Origin of the sequence: Achromobacter sp. MFA1 R4, assembly GCF_900156745.1 — a bacterium.
Classification (GTDB): Bacteria; Pseudomonadota; Gammaproteobacteria; order Burkholderiales; family Burkholderiaceae_B; genus Achromobacter.
On record NZ_LT707065.1, the window covers coordinates 1,409,047 to 1,426,314 of the forward strand.

A 17,268-nucleotide genomic window follows, 5' to 3' on the forward strand; every position below is an offset into this window, starting at 1 on the left:
GGTTACAGCCGCCACTCGCGCAGGTAATCCAGAAAGATGCGATCCACGCGCGCTTCGTTGCCGTCCGAATGGCCGGCGGAATGCGGGGTGACGATGACGTTCGGCAGGTCCCACAGCGGCGACGCGTCATCCAGCGGTTCGTGCGCGAAGACGTCCAGGTAGGCGCCGGCCAGGGTCTTGGCGCGCAAGGCGTCGATCAGATCGGGCTCGTCGACAACCTCGCCGCGCGCCACATTGACCAGCCTGGCATGCGGCGCCATGCGCGACAGCACATGGGCATTCAGCAGGCCGCGCGTGCGGTCGCTGAGCGGGCAGGCCAGCACCAGCCAGTCCGCGCGGCCGGCGATCTGGGCCAGGTCTTCGAAGGCGTGGGTTTCCACGCCGTCCGCCGCGGGCTCTGCGGTGCTGCGCACGGCAATGACCGTCAGGCCCAGCATCTGGAGATAGGTCGCCAGCTCGCGGCCTATCGGTCCCCAGCCCACGATCACGGCGGTCTGCCCCGCCAGGTCGCGCGGCATCAGGCTGCCGATCAAGGGCGTCCAGGTCCGCGCGCGCTGCGCCTCGAACAGGGTCGGAAACTCGCGCGCCAGCGCCAGGATGCCGGCCAGCGCGGTCTGCGCCACGACCCGCGCATTGGCGCCCGACGAGGTGGTCACGCGCACGCCCCGTTCCTTGAGCTCGCCAAAGATGGGCCGGTCGGCGCCCGCCGAATGGACATGCACCCACGCCAGCCGCGGGGACTGGCGCAACGACCCGTAGAAGGCCTCCAGCGGTTCGAGCACGCGATGCTTGGTCGACAGCCCCGTCACGTCGCGTGAGATGAACGCGACGTCCACATCACGGGGCTCATGGCCGCGCGTCTGCGCCGCGACGACGGGTTCGAAGGCTCGCCGTCCCAGCGCGTGGGCGATGGCGTGGCCTATCCGGCCCAGCGCTTGTTCGGACATCAGGATGCGCAGCGGCACCAGACCTGCACGGCTCATTTCGGTTTGCTCCTTGGGAACGCGATGGGTGCGGGCGCGGATCGCCGGCATGCCCCCCCGCCCCGACCCGCCGGTCCGAACGAAATTCTAGAAGCGCGGTGTGTGCGCTACAAATTATTAGTTTTTGCCTATTATTCGTTTTCGCCAATAAATCAACGCAAGGCCATTCTGGAGCGTGACGATGAAGCGCAACATCACCCTGCGCCACTTCCGCTGTTTCGTGGCGGTGGCCAACACGGGCTCGTTCACCCTGGCCGCCTCGCAGCTGTTCTTGACCCAGTCATCGCTCACCGCCACGATCCGGCAGTTCGAGGACGCCGTGGGCGTCAAGCTCTTTGACCGCAATACGCGGCGCGTGGCGATGACCCCGGAGGCCGCCCGCTTCAAGGCAGAGGCCGAACGCATCCTCAGCCAGTTCGATGGCGCGCTGAGCGACCTTGAATCGCTGTCTCAAGGCCGGCAAGGGCATGTCAGGATCGCGGTGGTGGCCTCGGTCACCAATTACTTCCTGGGCGACGCCATCGCCGCGTTCCGGCAGTCCTATCCCCGCATCACTTTCTCGCTGCATGATGCGGGCTCGGCTCTCGTCGAGAAGATGATCGTCAACGGCGACATCGACTTTGCGATTTCTACGCCGCATCACGGGTACGACGAACTGGTCTACACGCCGCTCTTCGCGGACCGCTATGGCGTGATCTGCGATGCCATGCATGCCTACGCGCGCGGCGCGCGCCCGCTGAAATGGAGCGACCTGGACCCGGCCGAGTACGTGGGCTTTACCGAGGACACCGGCATCGGCGCCCACCTGCGTGAGCATGCCGGCAAGGCGGGATTTTTCGAGCAACAGCACGACGAGGTATCCCGGACGTCGTCATTGCATGCCGTCCTGCGCGGCGGCGGTCGCTATTCGATCCTGCCGGCGCTGGCGGCCAGTTCCATCGTGCCGCCGCTGGCGCCTGGCGCAGCGCCGGGTCCGTTCGTGTTCCGCGAGCTGGGTTCGCCGCGGCTGGCGCGAGAGGTCTGCCTCATCACGCGGCGCCTGCGGTCGCTGTCGGCAGGCTCCGAGCTGTTCCTGCAATACATGCGGGACGTCATCCGCGACAAACCCGTGCCGGCGGGGGTGAAGGTGCTGGGCCGCAGGGACGGGAAGGCGCGGCGGGATGCCTAGCCGGCCGGCGTATCGCCGCGACGCGCGCATGACGCCCGCGCCCGGCGCCGCCTTTCAGTTCACGCGCCGGGGCAGCACGGCTCGCATCCAGCGCGACAGCAGCGGGCGGATGCGCTGGTTGTGCAGCAGCACGGCGCCCAATACGCCGATGAAGGCGCCGATCACGGTGTCCACGAAACGCGCCTCGATGACGTCGATGGGATAGCCCTGCCCCAGGTGCGGCGCTTCGGCCAGGAAGATCGTCAGCGGGGTGATCAGCACCACCGCGCTGGCGTAGTGGCGCACGACCAGGGTTTCGATGCCGAACGACAGCGCCATCATGATCAGGCTCAGCGTCCAGACATTCAGCGGCAGGCTGAGCAGCGCCCAGGCCACGCACAGGCCCACCGCCGTGCCCAGGATGCGGTGCAACTGGCGGCTCCAGGCCGCGCGCAGGCTGGCGCCCTGGATGATCGCCAGGCAGCTCACCGGCACCCAGTACGGCCGCTGCAACTGCAGCAATTCGGCCACCAGCAGCGAAATCCCCACGAACAGGCCGATGATCACGGAGTCATAGACCACGAAGTCGAAGGTGGGCTTGGGCAATTCGATGGGCGCGGGCGGCGGGGCGACGCGCGTCATGTGCAGCGAATACGCAAAGGCCACCAGGCAGGCGACCAGGCACCCCAGCGCCACCATGCCCACCCGCATCGGCACGTCTTCGACGGTGCCGGGCGTATAGGCGGCAATTGCCGTGGCCATGATGAAGAACAGGCTGCCGGGCGGTCCCAGACGATAGCAGCGGCACACCATGTTCACGACCATCGCGATCAGGGTCAGCGCCGCGATCGTGGCGGTGGGCCAGAACTGGGTCAGCGCGCCCAGCGCGTAGCAGGCCACCATGCCGAAGGACGCGGCCAGCAACATCATCATGCGGATCTGGAGCGAGGCGTTGGGCAGGCTTAGAAACACCATGCCGCCCAGGCTGGACATCAGCCCGTAGTCCATGCGCCCGAAATACGCACCCACCATCAGCGGCAGGCCGGACGAGAGCGCCGCGGCCAGGGGCATTTCCCAGGGACGGTCGCTGGCGTTGACCCGAGTCAGCTCGGACCACGTGCCGAGCAACTGGTTCTTGACGAAGGCGTAGGGGCGCCTTGGCTTGTCGTCCCGTCCTGCGGGTGGGTCACGTCGTTTCATAGGAGCTTGGATGGGGAAGCGCCCAGTATGGGCGATCGGTCGCAAGACGGCAAACCGGCGCGGCCGGGCGAGCCGTCCAAATTCCGCCCCCCGGATTTAACGGGAATTCCCTGATTCTCCCCCCCAGACCCGCTGGCTACCATTCGCCGCACTTCAGCCTTCGGCTGATCCATAACATGCGCAATTCCGCGCGGAGACACCATGAAAGCACTCAAACTGGCTGCGGCAGGAACCGCCTTGTTCATCTCGTCCTGGACCGCCCACGCCGGCGCGACCTTCGACGCGGTCAAGAGCAAAGGCTTCGTGCACTGCGGCGTATCGACCGGCGTGGCGGGCTTTTCCGTGAACGACAGCAAGGGCGGCTGGATCGGCCTGGACGTGGATCTGTGCCGCGCGCTGGCCATCGCCATGTTCGGTGACGCCTCCAAATCCAAGATCCAGGCGATCAGCGCCGTCCAGCGCTTTACCGCCCTGCAATCCGGCGAAGTCGACGTGCTGACCCGCAACACCACGCTGACGCTGACGCGCGACACCACGCTGGGCCTGATCGGCGTCGGCGTGAACTACTACGACAGCCAGGGCATCATGGTGAACAAGTCCCTGGGCGTGAAGAGCGCCAAGGAACTGGAAGGCGCCACCGTCTGCGTGCAGCCGGGCACCACCACCGAGCTGAACCTGGCCGACTGGTTCCGCTCGCAGAACGTCACCTTCAAGCCGGTCGTGGTCGAGCGCCTGGACGAAATCATCCGCGCCTTCGCCGTGGGCCGTTGCGATGCCTTCACCGGCGACAAGTCGCAGCTCGCCGCCGCGCGCAGCAACCTGGAAAACCCCGAAAAATACGACATCCTGCCCGAGAACTTCTCCAAGGAGCCGCTGGGCCCCATGGTGCGCCAGGGCGACGAGCAATGGTTCAACCTGGTCCGCTGGACCATGTTCGCCATGATGGAGGCCGAGGAATACGGCGTCACGTCCAAGAACGTGGACGAGATGCTGAAAAGCACCAACCCCAACGTCCAGCGCCTCCTGGGCGTGACGCCCGGCATGGGCAAGAACCTGGGCGTGGATGACAAGTGGGCCTACAACATCATCAAGCACATCGGTAACTACGGCGAGAGCTTCGAGAAGAACCTTGGCCCGAACAGCCCGCTCAAGCTGGAACGCGGATTGAACGCGTCCTACCGCAACGGCGGTCTGATGTACGGCTGGCCGGTACGGTAACGCCCCGGGCGGGCGCGCCCGCGGATTCCGGCCCCTGCCCGCCTGGTCAGGGGCCGTCCGCTTACACTGAAGCCGCCGCTGGACCCAGCGGCCTTCGCTGTCCACCTGTTGCCTGCCCATGACCACACCTTCCGCTTCGCCCCAGTTCATTCCGGCGGGATTCGTCCCCACCGAAGAACAACGCAAGATCCAGACCTCGCGGAACCGGACCACCCTGGTCATCGCCAATGCGGGCGCGGCAAAAACCACCACTTTGGCCCTGCGTATCGGCGAGGCGCTGACCCGGGGACTGCCGCCCGAAGAGATCCTGGCGCTGACGTTCACCGACGAAGCCAGGCAGGTGCTGCAGACCCGCCTGCAGGAAGTGGGGATCGCCTACAACACCGCCCGGCGCGTCAAGGTCCAGACGCTGGAAGGCTACGCGCAGCGCGTCCTGGCGACCCTCGAGGACGGCACGCCGGAGATCCTGCATTCACGGCGCGAGCAGCAGGAACTTGCGCTGGCGGCGCTGGAAAACGTGGCGCTCAACAACCCGCAATACGCGGAAGCGCTCGACATCCGGACCCACAACACGGCCGTTAGCCAGTTCCTGGACAACCTGCTGCGGCTGAAAGCCACCATGGCGGTGTCCGCCGATGGCGCCGACGATCCGGAATACGCGGCGGCCAGCGCGGGCGTTCCCCTGACCGACTACCTGTGGGCCATCGAATACGAAAGGCTGCGCGTCGACGTGTTCGGCCAGGTTGCCGCCCGCGGCTTCTTCGATGCCACCCATGACCTGGCCCGCAGGCTCCGCGCCGACCCGGATGCGCGCCACGAGCTGCCGCCTGCCAGGCTGGTGGTGTGCGATGAAATGCATGACGTCAACGAAGCGTCGTTCGTTGTTCTTGAGGCGCTGTTGAGCCTGGGCACCAGCTACTTTGTCGGGGTCGGGGACAAGGACCAGGTCATCTATTCGCACCTGGGCGCGGACGAATCGTTCCTGCAGCACCGCATTGCGTCGAGCTTTCCGGATTGCGTCAAACTGCCGCTGACGATGACGTACCGCCACGGTCCGCACCTGGCGTACGCCATGGAAGCGTTCAAGCACAAACCCGTGGACTCCAATCTGCCCCTGCGCACGGAAATCCGCGAACCGACCTACGCAGCGGCCCCGGGCGCATGCGGCGCCGAGGTCGTGCAGGCGGTGCTGCAATGGAAGCAGGACAAGAAGCCGCTGGACGGCTGCGCCATCCTGCTGCGCGACGCGCATCAGTCCATCGAAATCGAGAACGCGCTGATGAACGCGGGCGTGCAGTACCGCACGCTCACGATGCACAGCTACCTGCTGCGCGAAGAGATCCTGTTTCTGCGGGGCATGATCGCCATCGCGCTGGACGATTTCCACCACGTCGCCGCCCCCGCCACGCGCGAGGCGATTGTCGGGGCGCTGGCGACCTTTGCACAGGTGCCGCTGACGCCGCAGGAACTGCGCGAAGCCCAGGCCACGCTGTCGAAGGAGCCGTCGGCGCTGAAGCATTTTTTCGACGGGCAGATCCAGCGCGTGGGCAGCGTTGCCGCGCGCACGCGCATTGCCGACGCCGTGTCGCATCTGCGCGGCCTGTCCGCCGACGCGCCGGCGCAGGGCGCGCTGGAAGCAGTCTGCCGCATCATGGACATGGAAAACCTGGCCCGGCGGCTGTACATCAACCCCTACGACGCGTCGGTCGTCACCAGGTCCGTGCAGGGCTTCATCACGACCGCCGGGGATTCCGGAAAAGCCCTGCGCCAGTTCTCCGAATGGATCGGCGCCGCCGAAGCCTTTGCCGGCGCGCGCCCCGGCAAGAACACGGTGTTGATCGACTGCATCGCCAACGCCAAAGGCAAGGAATTCGATCACGTCATCCTGCCGTTCATGCAAGCCGGGGAGTTTCCCCATCCGCTTCGGGAACGCGAAGAAGAAAGAAACCTGTTCTACGTGGCAGCGACCCGCACGAAATCGCGCCTGACCTTGATTGCCCCCGAAGCGCCCGAGCGGCGCAGCCCCTTTCTGGCGCAACTGCAGTTGGGCAGCATCCAGGCGCGGGCCGACAACACGCTGCGCCGCAATCAGGCCGCCCCCGAGAAGGCCGTGGGCCACCGCGACCTGAAGGTGGCCTACGCAAACCGGGACGTGGTGAAGGCGCTGGGGGCTCAATGGGACCGGACGCGAAAGGTCTGGTATGTGCCCGCGAATCTGGATCCTGAACCGTTCAGGGAGTGGTTCGCGGACCGGGCCTAGGGTTAGCCGGAATCACCGCGGCATGCGGGGACGCAGCAGCGCATCAGTGCAGAGGCGGCCCCGTGGTCTGACTTGGTTACATGCCGGCAGCATGGCCCGTTTATGATGGCAAGGGTGTGAGTACGCCCAAATGCGTTACTCTCCCCTCCCCCAAATCAGTCCGCAAGGAGCCCCCACATGGCACAAGCTTCCGCCCGTCACATCCTCGTTTCCACCGAAGCGAAGGCCAACGAACTCAAGACCGCCATCGAGAACGGCGGCGACTTCGCCCAGCTCGCGAAGGAAAACTCCAGCTGCCCGTCGAGCCGCGACGGTGGCAACCTGGGCACGTTCGGCCCGGGCCAGATGGTCAAGGAATTCGACACCGTGGTGTTCAGCGCCCCGGTCGGCGTGGTGCAGGGCCCGGTGAAGACCCAGTTCGGCTATCACCTGGTTGAAGTGACCAGCCGCAAGGACTAAGTTCCGCTGCGGTTTGCGAGAAGGCCGCCGCCGGGGTTACCCGGCTGCGGCCTTCTTATTTGGACTTCCGCCCTCTCACCTGGCGATTGCCCGGTCACTCCTTCCCGGTCATCACCATGTGCGCCAGCGCATCCGCATCCAATCCCGCCACGTCGCGCTCGATGACTTTCGTGCCGCTCTTCAATATCGCAACGCGGTCCGCCAGCGCGACCACATCAGCCATGTTGTGGCTGATCAGGATGACGGTGCGCCCTTCTTCGCGCAGCTTGCGCACCAGGTTCAGCACCAGGGCCGTTTCCTTGACGCCCAATGCCGCGGTGGGTTCGTCCATGATGACGACGCGGGCGTCCCAGCGCAGGGCGCGGGCGATGGCCACGGCCTGGCGCTGGCCGCCGGACATGCGTTCGACCGGGCGGTCCATGTCTTCGATGGGCACGGACAGGCGCTGCAGGTAGCCGCGCGCGTCCTGCGCCATGCGGCGCTTGTCCAGGACGCTGAGAAAGCCCACGCGGCGCGTCAGCTCGGCGCCCATGAAGACGTTTTCCCAGATGGACAGGCGCGGGGCCAGGGCGAGGTCCTGGTAGATGGTGGCGATGCCCTGCACCAGGGCATCGTGCGGCGACGCGAACACGACGGGTTTGCCGTTCAGGGTCAGGTCGCCGCCGCTCGGTTCCTGCGCGCCCGAGATGATGCGGATGAGCGTGGATTTGCCAGCGCCGTTGTCGCCGCAGATGGCCATGACCTTGCCTTCGGGCACGTCCAGGTCGACGCCCTTGAGGGCCTCGACGGCGCCATAGGACTTGCGGATCTGGCGTAGCGACAATGCGGCGGTCATGGCGGCAGGACTCACTCTTACTTACTTGGCGGGTTGCAGGAATTTCTGGACGTTGGTCTGGTCGACCAGCACCGAGTCCATGAACAGGTACGGGCCGGCGACGACCTTGTCCTTGGGTTCCTTCTTGACGACGATGCGGTCGATGGCGTCGACGGCGCTGACGCCCAGTTGTTCGAACGGAATCATCATGGTGGCGGTGATGAGGCTGTTGGGGTCGGCGATGCGGCGATAGGTTTCGGGGCCGCCGTCGACCGACACCAGGGTGATGTCGCCCTTCTTCATGCCCTGGGCCTGCAGCAGGTCGTCGATGACGTAGGCCTGGCCGTCAAACGATGCCCAGACGCCCTTGAACTGGCCCTGATGGCGCAGGAACAGGGCCTGCATGCCGTTGCGCACGTCGTCGCGCCAGCTTTGGGTGCGGGCCATGCTGAACTTGGCGAGGTCCTTGACGGCGGTGTTCTCGGTCAGGACGGCGTCGAGCATCTTGCCGCGGATGCGGGTGCCGGAGTTGCCGTCAAAGCGCGCGGACAGGATGTTGCCCTGGTAGCCCATCTTGCCCAGCAGGTACAGCACGGACTGCGCGCCGGTGGCGTATTCGTTGACTTCCACGTCGAACAGCATGTGCGGGCTGGCGCCGGACATGACGCCGACGACGGGGATGCCTTTTTCCTTGGCGGTCTGGAGCTGGGCGTCGGTTTCCACCGGCTTGCCCATGGCCACGACGATGGCGTCGACCTTTTTGTTGACCAGCGTGTCGAGCTGTTCGGCCAGCTTGGGCAGCGAGCCTTCGGCGTTGAGCTGGGTGACGGTCCAGCCCTTGGCGCGGGCGGCCTCGGCCGCGGCGTTGGCGACGCGGGCGTGGGTTTCGGACGACATCTGGAATGCGACGATGCCGACGTCGAAGGCGTGGGCCGCGCTGGCGGCCAGCGCCTGGATGGCGAATGCGCTGGCCAGCAGCGAACGCTTGACGAGCTTGTTCATGTGTTTTCCCCTTCCGGTCAGAATTTGAAGGCCGCTTTCTTTAGCACGGCCGATGACACCGCGACGGACGCGATCATGATGAAGCCCAGCACGATGTCCTGTACGTAGTAAGGCGCGCCCATCAGGACCAGGCCGTTGCCCAGCACCTTGAGGATCAGCGCGGCGACGAGGGTGCCGGGGATGTTGGCATGGCCGGGATTGAACATGGTCATGCCCAGCAGGACGGCGGCGATGGCGTACAGGAAGTAGTCCCCGGCCATGTTGGGCGCGGCGGACGACAGGCTGGAGGTCAGCAGGATCGCGGCCAGGCCCGCGCACAGGCCGGACAGGGCCAGGCCGATGCTCTTCATGGCGCGGATGTTGATGCCGGCCAGGCGCGCGGACTCTCCGGCCTCGCCGGTGGCGGTCATGCGGGCGCCGGTGCGGGTCCATTTGATCAGGAACCAGGCCAGGAGCACGGCGGCCAGCATCCAGAGCACCAGCGCGGGAATGCCGAAGGGCTTGGCGCGCGCAAGGTCGGTGAAGCTGGCGGGCCAGCGGCCCACATAGGACACGCCGTCGGTCAGCATGAAGGCAAAGCCCCGCGCCATGGCGGCCATGCCCAGCGTGGCGATCAGCGAGGGCACGCGCAGGCGGGTGACGGCCACGCCGTTCACCAGGCCGCACAGCAGCCCCACGCCCAGGCCCGCGGCGATGGCCATGGCAATGGGCTGGCCGGTGTGCACCAGGGCGCCGGTCACGACGGCCGCGAGGCTGGCGACGTCGGCGACGGACAGGTCGAGTTCGGCGGTGACCAGCGCCAGCGTGAAGCCGATGGCGATGATGGCCAGGAAGCTGGTTTCCTTGGCGATGTTCAAGAGGTTGGTCGGGGCCGCGAAGTTCGGGGCGCCGATGGCGAAGAAGGCCAGGAGGAGGAGTCCCGCGATTGCCGTGCCGTACTTTTCCAGGATGCCGCGCATCGAATCAACCCTTGCTGCGTTCGAGTTCTTGTGTGTGCCAGGGTGATCCACCGCCTGCCGCGCGACCACGCCTTGATGGCGTAGCAGTGTATACCCCGAAGCGGTGCCGCAGGGCCGCCGTGTGGAGGCGCCGCGACAGGGTTTTCTCGCCCTGCCGCATCAGACCCGGATACCTGCCAGCACATGCGACACCGGCGCCAGCGCGGCCTCGGCGGCGCGAAACTGGGCGTACATGCGGCGGTAGGCGTGGGCGCGCTCGGGCTGGGGTTCGTAACGCTGCGCGGGGCGCGCCAGCGCGTCCTGTCCGTCCGCAAAGCTGCCGTGCTGGCCCAGCGCGGTCCAGGCGGCGACGGCGGCGCCCAGGATGCCGGGCTGGTCGGCGTGGCCGACGACGACGGGCCGTTCGCAGATGTCGGCTTTCACCTGGCACCACTGCGCGCTGGACGCCGCGCCGCCGCCAAAGCGGATTTCGGAAACGGGCGCGCCCAGGGCGGCCTCGGCGCGCTCGAGCACGATGCGGTTCAGGAAGGCCACCCCTTCCAGCACCGCCCAGGCGAGGTCTCCCGGGCCATGGCGGCGGTTCAGGCCCAGAAAGGCGCCGCGCAGGTGCGGATCCCAGTACGGCACGCGCTCGCCTTGCAGATAGGGCAGGAAGAGCGCCGGCTGACGGTCGCGCGGCGCGTCCAGGAGTTCGTTCATCGCCTCGCCCACCCCCGCCATGCCGTCTTCGCCCAGGCGGCCCAGCAAGGGCAGCAGCCACGCGACGGTGTCCGCGCCGTTCTGGCCCGGGCCGCCGATCTGGTGATGGCCCCCGCCCCAGTCCACGGTCATGAGGCCCTGCGCCTGCACGGGCTCGGCGCCCACGGCGCCAAACACTTCCGTGGTGCCGGAGATGTTGTAGGCGTAGCCCGGACGCAGCGCGCCCAGGCCGGCGACGGCGGCCCAGGTGTCGTTGGAGCAGGCGACCACCGGACGTCCGGCCAGCCGGGCCAGGGCGCCGGGCAGGCCGGCCTGGACCGGCCCGACAATTTGCAGGGGATCCAGCAGCTCGGGCACCCATGCCGGGCTGGCGCCCACCGCGGTCAGCAGATCGGGGCCGGATGCGTGGGGCTGGGCCGCCGCGTGCAGGCGGGCCATGGACACCGTGTCGCTGGCCATGCGGCCGGTCAGCCGGAAGTTCAGGTAGTCCTTGGGTTCCAGCACCGCCTTCACGCGGGCCGCGTGGGCGGGTTCCGCATGCAGCAGCCATGCCACCCGGGCCCAGGGGTGAAAGGCGTTGATCTGTCTGGACTCGGGGTGGGACGTCGGCATGGATGCGAGCCACTGCGAGACGTCTTGCGCCGCCCGCGCGTCGCGCCAGGTGATGGCGGGACGGATGGGCTCGCCCTGATCGTCCACGAAGATCTGCGTGCGCGTGACGCCGCAGACCGCCACGGCCTGCACGGCGTCGAAAGCCGGGCCTGCCTGTGCGGCCAGGGTGTCGGCCAGCATCTGCAGGCCGCGCCACCAGGCATCGGCGTCGATATCGTCCCAGCCGGGACGCGCGCTGGCGCCGGCGGGGCTGTCGATGTGGCAGGCATGGGCAACATGCCCCGCGCCGTTCACCAGCGCGGCGCGAAAGCGCGTGCCGCCGAGGTCGAGCGCAAGCACACAGCTCATGGCCGAACCTCCGGATGACGGATCCGGACACGCGCCGACGACATGCGCCGCGCGGGGCGGGAAGGCAGGATGTTGGACATGGAGCGCAGCTTCTGGCGTAAGCCTGTTTGAGGCCGAAACAGGTATTTCGGCATGCCGATATTGTATTTCAGCGCCTGCCCGGCGGCGTGCTTTCGTCGGGCCGGCGCGCCCTTTTCAACGCTGCACCGCAGCACCGGATTCCCTATCAATTGATAATTTCTGTTCAGGTGACAGGCACCGGAAGCGTGCGACAGAATGGCCCACACCCGGAGGAGACAGCCGGGGCCATAAATATCCAACGCGAATCCAACGCGATTCCAACGCGTACCCCAGAGGCCCATGAAAAAGTCCAGAAAGGTCATCATTACCTGCGCCATCACCGGCTCGGTCCATACGCCGTCAATGTCGCCTTACCTGCCCGTTACCCCCGCCGACATCGCGCAGTCTGCGCTGGACGCCGCCCAGGCGGGCGCGGCCATCGTCCATCTGCACGCGCGCAAGCCGGATACCGGCCAGCCGACGCAGGATCCGGCGCTGTATGCGCAGTTCCTGCCGCGCATCCGGCAGGAGTCCGATGTGGTGGTCAACATCACGACGGGCGGCTCCCCCGTGCTGCCGATCGCCGAACGCATGGCGCCGGCGCTGCGGTTCAAGCCGGAGGTCGCATCGCTGAACATGGGGTCGATGAACTTTGGCATGTATGAACTGCTGGAGCGCTTCAAGGAGTTCAAGCATGCCTGGGAAAAGCCTTACCTGGAAGGCAGCAACGACCTGATCTTCCGGAACACGTTCAAGGATATCGAGCACATCCTGTCGTCCTGCGGCGACAACGGCACGCGGTTCGAGATCGAGTGCTATGACATCGGGCACCTGTACACGGCGGCGCACTTCGTGGACCGCAAGCTGCTCAAGCCGCCCTTCCTGATCCAGTCGGTGTTCGGCATCCGCGGCGGGATCGGCACGCATCCGGAAGACGTAATGATGATGCAGCGCACGGCCGACCGGCTGTTCGGCGACGACTACATCTGGTCCGTGCTGGCCGCCGGCCGCAAGCAGACGCCGCTGGCCACGATGGCGGCGACGATGGGCGGGAACGTGCGCGTGGGCCTGGAAGATTCGTTGTGGGACGGGCCGGGCGAATTGGCCAGGTCGAACGCGGACCAGGTGCGCCGCATCCGGCGGATCCTGGAGGACCTTTCCCTGCAGATCGCCACGCCCGACGATGCGCGCGAGACGCTGCAGCTGAAAGGACGTGGCAACGTCGCGTTCTGAAAGATCCAACCCAGTGGGGAGACAACCATGAAAAAGACATTGTGCGCGGCGGCCTTGGCCGCACTGTTTGGAATGGCGGGCGCGGCGCAGGCCGACGAGGGCGTGATCCGCATCGGCTTCATCACGGACATGTCCGGCCTGTCGGCGGACGCCGACGGACCCGGCGGCGCCGAGGCCATCAAGATGGCGATTGCGGACCTGGGCGGCACGGTGGCGGGCAAGAAGGTGGAGGTACTGGTGGCGGACCATCAGAATCGCGCCGACATCGCGTCGTCGCGGGCGCGGGAATGGCTGGACCAGCGCGGCGTGAACATGCTGATCGCCGGCGCGAATTCCGCGGCGGCGCTGGCGATGGCCAAGGTGGCCGAGGAAAAGAAGACGCCGTTCTTCGTGGTGAGCGCGGGCGCCTCCGAGTTGACGAATTCGCAATGCACGCCCTACACGGTGCATTACGTGTATGACACGGTGTCGCTGGCGCGCGGCACGGCGCGCGCCATGATGAAGGAAGGCAACAAGGACTGGTTCTTCCTGACGGTGGACCACGCCTTCGGCCACGCGCTGGAACGCGACGCCTCCAAGGTGGTGCAGGAAGACGGCGGCACCGCCAAGGGCAGGGTGCGGCATCCGCTGAACACGGCGGATTTCTCGTCGTTCATCCTGCAGGCGCAGGCGTCGGGCGCGCAAGTGCTGGGCCTGGCCAACTCGGCCAGCGACACCAGCAACGCCGTGAAGGCCGCCAACGAATTCGGCCTCACGCCCAGGATGAAGATCGCGGGTTTGCTGGTGCTGATCACGGACGTGCACGCGCTGGGGCTGCAGGCGGCGCAGAACATGTACCTGACCACGGCATGGTACTGGGACCAGGACGACGCCTCGCGCAAGTGGGCGTCGCGCTTTGAATCCGTGATGAAGAAGAAGCCGTCCATGCTGCAGGCGGGCGATTATTCCGCCGCCACCACCTACCTGAAGGCGGTGGCGGCCACCCAGAGCACCGACGGCGAGACCATCATGAAGTGGCTGAAGGCAAACCCGGTCAACGACTTCTTCGTCAAGGACGGCAAGATCCGCGCCGACGGCCTGATGGTGCACGACATGTTCCTGATGCAGGTCAAGGCGCCCGCCGAATCGAAGGCGCCGTGGGACTACTACAAGCTGGTGGCGCGCGTGCCGGGCGACCAGGTGTATACGTCGCCCGCGGAATCGACCTGCCGCCTGATGAAGCAATGACGCTGAAGCAATGACGCCATGAAAAAAACGGAAACCCTCATGAACCCTGGCGCCCTGCCCGTGGACCTGTCCGGCAAGCGGGTCATCGTCACCGCGGGCGCGGCCGGCATCGGCGCGGCGCTGGCTGACGCCTTTGCCGAACGCGGCGCGCGCGTGCACGTGTGCGACGTGGACGACCAGGCCCTGGCCGGCTGCCGTCATGCGTGGGCGCGCGCGGACGTGGGCAGCCGCGACGAGATCGACCGCTACATGCAGACCGCGCTGTCGCACCTGGGCGGCCTGGACGTGCTGGTGAACAACGCCGGCATCGCGGGTCCGACAGCGGGCATCGCCGACATCACGGAAGAGGAGCTGGCGGCGACGCTGGACATCAACCTGGCCTCGCAATTTCACACCGTGCGCCACGCGCTGCCCGCGCTGCGCCAGGCGGGCGGGGGCAGCATCATCAACATCAGTTCGGTGGCCGGCCGGATGGGGCTGCCCATGCGCACGCCGTATGCCGCCACCAAATGGGGCGTGGTCGGACTGACTCGTTCGCTTGCGGTCGAACTGGGGCCGCTGGGCATCCGGGTCAATGCGCTGCTGCCCGGGCTGGTGGCCGGACCGCGCATCGAACGGGTGATTGCGGCGCGGGCCAAGAACATGGGACTGTCGGTCGAGGAGCAGACCCGGCTGGAACTGTCCGGCGTCAGCCTGCGGCAGTTCGTGCGCGCGGCGGACATCGCGAACATGGCGCTGTTCCTGGCCAGCCCTTTCGGGGCGATGGTCAGCGGGCAGGCCATCAGCATCGATGGCGACCTGCAGTCCCTGCCCTGGCAGCCGCCGGCGCAATGACAGCGCTTGTGACAGCGCTTGTGACAGCGCTTGCAGACCCGGCGTCTACGCCAGCAGTTCGATGGTTTGCGCGTAGACGCCCTGGCGGCGCGCCTGGGCGGTGGCGCGCAGGGCGTCCAGCAGCCGTGCCGTCAGGTCCTGGTTGCGCGATTCCGTGCGGGTGATGAGCAGGAAGTCGAACCACTGCCGCGACGCCAGCGGCAGCGCGACCAGGTCGGGGAAGGACGCCACGATGTCCGACGCCGACAGCGCATTGACCAGGCTGATGCCCTTGACCGCGCGCACCGTGCCCGGCACCAGCGACATATGGGCCTGCATGCCCGAGCGCAGCAGCAGCGAGTCCGCGATGTCGCCCTGCGCCACGACGTAGTCGGACCACAGCGGCTTGACGTAGGTGTCGGGCGGGATGTCCGCCACGGCAACCGTATCGTGTCCGGCAAGCGGATGCTCGCGATGCGCGATCGCCATGACGTCCGCCCGCAGGAAAGGGGTGAAGCTCAGCCGCGTGCTGTCGCGCCCCACCGCGCCCAGTCCGAAATCCGCGCGCATGGTTTCCACCGCGCTGATCACCTGCATGGACGACTCGACATCGATGGAAAACGGCCGCGTGCCGTTGGCGTCCAGGTAGCGGCGCACGGCGTCGGGTGCGTAGCCCAGCGCCAGCGCGGGCGACGACGCGATGCGCAGGCCGCGCCCGCCGAACTGTTCGATGCTGTGCAGGGCTTCGTCGATGCGCACCAGCTCGTCCAGCACGAACTTGGCCTCGCTGTACAGGTATTGGCCGGCCTCGGTGGGCCGCAGGGTCTTGTGGGAGCGGTCGAACAACTGCACGCCCGTGGCGCTTTCCAGCCGCGAGATCGCATGGCTGATCGCGGGCTGGGTCAGATGCATGGCATGCGCCGCCTGCCGCGTAGAACCGGTCATGACGACGGCGTAGAAGATACGCAGGTCGTGGATGTTGAAGTTGCGCTTCATGCCGCGCGTGCCTACTTCTTCCTGGCCGGCGCGGGCGGCGCGCTGCTGCCGCCGAATGCGAACAGCCCCATCTGCGCGCCGGTGGCGCGCGACAGGTAGTCATTCTTGAGCGCGTCGCGGCCGCCAAAGAGCCCGTCGGTATCCGTGCCTTTCGCCGCGCGGTTCTTGTCGATGTCGTTTTGCGCGTCGTGCATGCCCTCTTGCAGGGCGCGACGCAGCGCGGGGTTGAGGGTGGCGGTCTCGAAGGGTTCGCCGGGACGCATGCCGAGGCTGGCCATGCGCTCGCGCACCCCCTTGTCGGACGCATGGGCAGGCGCGAATTGCAGCAGGAACGCCAGTTCGTCATAGAACGCGAGCGAGGCGTACATCTGGGCGCGCGGGACCGGCGCCGCCCAATCCACCGGCGCCGGCGCGGGCGCGGCCCGCTTCTGGAATGCCGACAGGGGCTGGACCTTGTAGCGCATCTGGATGCGCCGCGCGTTCTCCTGGTCCGCGGGGCTGAAGCGCTGCGTGCGGCCCACCAGCGTGGCAAGTTCGGTCTCGGACCGGAACACCTTGGTGATGCCGGCGGGTGTCTTGCCCTTCCAGGAGGGGCCGGCGATGAGGAACGTGCCGCCGCCGATGCCGGACGAGCCAAATCGGGCGAGGCGGTACGTGTACAGGTCCATCAACTGCAATGAGGCCTCGCGCCGCTTTCCGATGCGCGGCACGGTGATGACCACGGGCTCGGCACGCAGGTCCAGGGCGGCATACGAGTACAGGTACCCCGGATCCAGGTTCGCCGCGGCTGCGGCGGCGGTGCCGACTGGGTTGATCGTATTGGGCGGGCCCTTGTAGTGCGCGCCGGTCTTGTCGAGGCTGTAGGCGTACATGGCCTGGTAGCTGGCGACCATGGGCGCGCCGTAAAGATAGGCCTCGCGGGCAATGCTGCGCGCCTGTTGCCCGGTGATGCCCTCGATGCCGACCGATTGCGCGCCCGCGGCATCAGGCGATGTGACGCTGCATCCTGGCAGGAAAGCCGCCAATGCCACGGTTGCGGCCAGGCTTGCGAGCCGGGCTGTGAGTCGTCCTGTGACCCGCCCTGTAACGAGGCGGCAGGCGGCGCGGCAAAATCCGTTGCTACTCTGGCGGTGGCGCATTCAGGGCTCCGGCATGGCGGGATGGCTCAGGCGCCCGGATGACGACGGGGGGTGCGCCCGGCTCGAATCCGGGGGATTCTGGCATATTTCCCCCTCATG

At 67.1% G+C, this 17,268-nt stretch carries 16 protein-coding genes; 7 read left to right on the plus strand and 9 right to left on the minus strand.

All coding sequences use genetic code 11. From position 1 onward, the window contains the following. Positions 1-2 precede the first annotated feature (2 nt). On the minus strand, positions 3-983 hold the full coding sequence (locus BXA00_RS06360; protein ID WP_076521823.1) for a D-2-hydroxyacid dehydrogenase: 981 nt from the start codon (positions 981-983) through the stop codon (positions 3-5). 181 nt (positions 984-1,164) lie between these two features. On the opposite strand from BXA00_RS06360, the gene BXA00_RS06365 reads away from it, so the two are divergent. Next, the gene (locus BXA00_RS06365; RefSeq protein ID WP_076517194.1) at positions 1,165-2,151 is read left to right on the plus strand and encodes a LysR family transcriptional regulator; all 987 of its coding nucleotides are present in this window, start codon (positions 1,165-1,167) and stop codon (positions 2,149-2,151) included. Positions 2,152-2,205: 54 nt separating this feature from the next. Here BXA00_RS06365 and BXA00_RS06370 read toward each other — a convergent pair whose 3' ends face one another. Further along, positions 2,206-3,330: an FUSC family protein gene (locus tag BXA00_RS06370; RefSeq protein ID WP_076517196.1), complete on the minus strand. Its 1,125-nt coding sequence runs from the start codon at positions 3,328-3,330 to the stop codon at positions 2,206-2,208. 201 nt (positions 3,331-3,531) lie between these two features. On the opposite strand from BXA00_RS06370, the gene BXA00_RS06375 reads away from it, so the two are divergent. The 3 genes from BXA00_RS06375 (at position 3,532) to BXA00_RS06385 (ending at position 7,267) form a co-directional block, all read left to right on the plus strand. Next, positions 3,532-4,548: an amino acid ABC transporter substrate-binding protein gene (locus BXA00_RS06375; RefSeq protein WP_076517198.1), complete on the plus strand. Its 1,017-nt coding sequence runs from the start codon at positions 3,532-3,534 to the stop codon at positions 4,546-4,548. Positions 4,549-4,666: 118 nt separating this feature from the next. Further along, entirely contained in the window at positions 4,667-6,808 is a 2,142-nt protein-coding gene (locus tag BXA00_RS06380; RefSeq protein WP_076517200.1) for an ATP-dependent helicase, read from the plus strand. Positions 6,809-6,985: 177 nt separating this feature from the next. Beyond that, positions 6,986-7,267, plus strand: a complete 282-nt coding sequence (locus BXA00_RS06385) for a peptidylprolyl isomerase (protein ID WP_059373949.1) — start codon at positions 6,986-6,988, stop codon at positions 7,265-7,267. Positions 7,268-7,361: 94 nt separating this feature from the next. On the opposite strand, the gene BXA00_RS06390 is transcribed toward BXA00_RS06385, so the two are convergent. From BXA00_RS06390 to BXA00_RS28790, 5 genes are all read right to left on the minus strand, one after another. Beyond that, complete coding sequence (locus BXA00_RS06390; RefSeq protein ID WP_076517202.1) at positions 7,362-8,102, minus strand: ATP-binding cassette domain-containing protein; 741 nt, start codon at positions 8,100-8,102, stop codon at positions 7,362-7,364. Positions 8,103-8,123: 21 nt separating this feature from the next. Then, entirely contained in the window at positions 8,124-9,083 is a 960-nt protein-coding gene (locus BXA00_RS06395) for a substrate-binding domain-containing protein (protein WP_076517204.1), read from the minus strand. Positions 9,084-9,100: 17 nt separating this feature from the next. Further along, positions 9,101-10,042 carry an ABC transporter permease gene (locus tag BXA00_RS06400; RefSeq protein ID WP_076517206.1) on the minus strand — a complete coding sequence of 314 codons (942 nt, stop codon included), beginning with the start codon at positions 10,040-10,042 and terminating at the stop codon, positions 9,101-9,103. A gap of 159 nt (positions 10,043-10,201) precedes the next feature. Continuing rightward, positions 10,202-11,701: an FGGY-family carbohydrate kinase gene (locus BXA00_RS06405; protein ID WP_076517208.1), complete on the minus strand. Its 1,500-nt coding sequence runs from the start codon at positions 11,699-11,701 to the stop codon at positions 10,202-10,204. Then, positions 11,698-12,087, minus strand: coding sequence for a hypothetical protein (locus BXA00_RS28790; RefSeq protein ID WP_156902762.1), 390 nt, complete (start codon positions 12,085-12,087; stop codon positions 11,698-11,700). The genes BXA00_RS06405 and BXA00_RS28790 overlap by 4 nt, the downstream gene beginning before the upstream one ends. Between BXA00_RS28790 and BXA00_RS06410 the strand changes: the two genes are divergently transcribed. From BXA00_RS06410 to BXA00_RS06420, 3 genes are read left to right on the plus strand one after another with little or no spacing between them, the layout of a single operon-like run. Continuing rightward, positions 12,062-12,994: a 3-keto-5-aminohexanoate cleavage protein gene (locus tag BXA00_RS06410; RefSeq protein ID WP_076517210.1), complete on the plus strand. Its 933-nt coding sequence runs from the start codon at positions 12,062-12,064 to the stop codon at positions 12,992-12,994. The two genes, BXA00_RS28790 and BXA00_RS06410, sit on opposite strands and share 26 nt — an antisense overlap. Before the next feature lie 27 nt (positions 12,995-13,021). Further along, positions 13,022-14,221, plus strand: a complete 1,200-nt coding sequence (locus BXA00_RS06415) for an ABC transporter substrate-binding protein (RefSeq protein ID WP_076517212.1) — start codon at positions 13,022-13,024, stop codon at positions 14,219-14,221. Between the two features lie 18 nt (positions 14,222-14,239). Continuing rightward, positions 14,240-15,055: an SDR family oxidoreductase gene (locus tag BXA00_RS06420; RefSeq protein WP_172805857.1), complete on the plus strand. Its 816-nt coding sequence runs from the start codon at positions 14,240-14,242 to the stop codon at positions 15,053-15,055. Positions 15,056-15,100: 45 nt separating this feature from the next. Here the strand turns inward: BXA00_RS06420 and BXA00_RS06425 are convergent, their stop codons facing one another. Both BXA00_RS06425 and BXA00_RS06430 read right to left on the minus strand, forming a co-directional pair. Then, entirely contained in the window at positions 15,101-16,030 is a 930-nt protein-coding gene (locus BXA00_RS06425; RefSeq protein ID WP_076517215.1) for a LysR family transcriptional regulator, read from the minus strand. Positions 16,031-16,041: 11 nt separating this feature from the next. Then, entirely contained in the window at positions 16,042-17,061 is a 1,020-nt protein-coding gene (locus tag BXA00_RS06430; protein WP_231952221.1) for a DUF1254 domain-containing protein, read from the minus strand. Positions 17,062-17,268 lie beyond the last annotated feature (207 nt).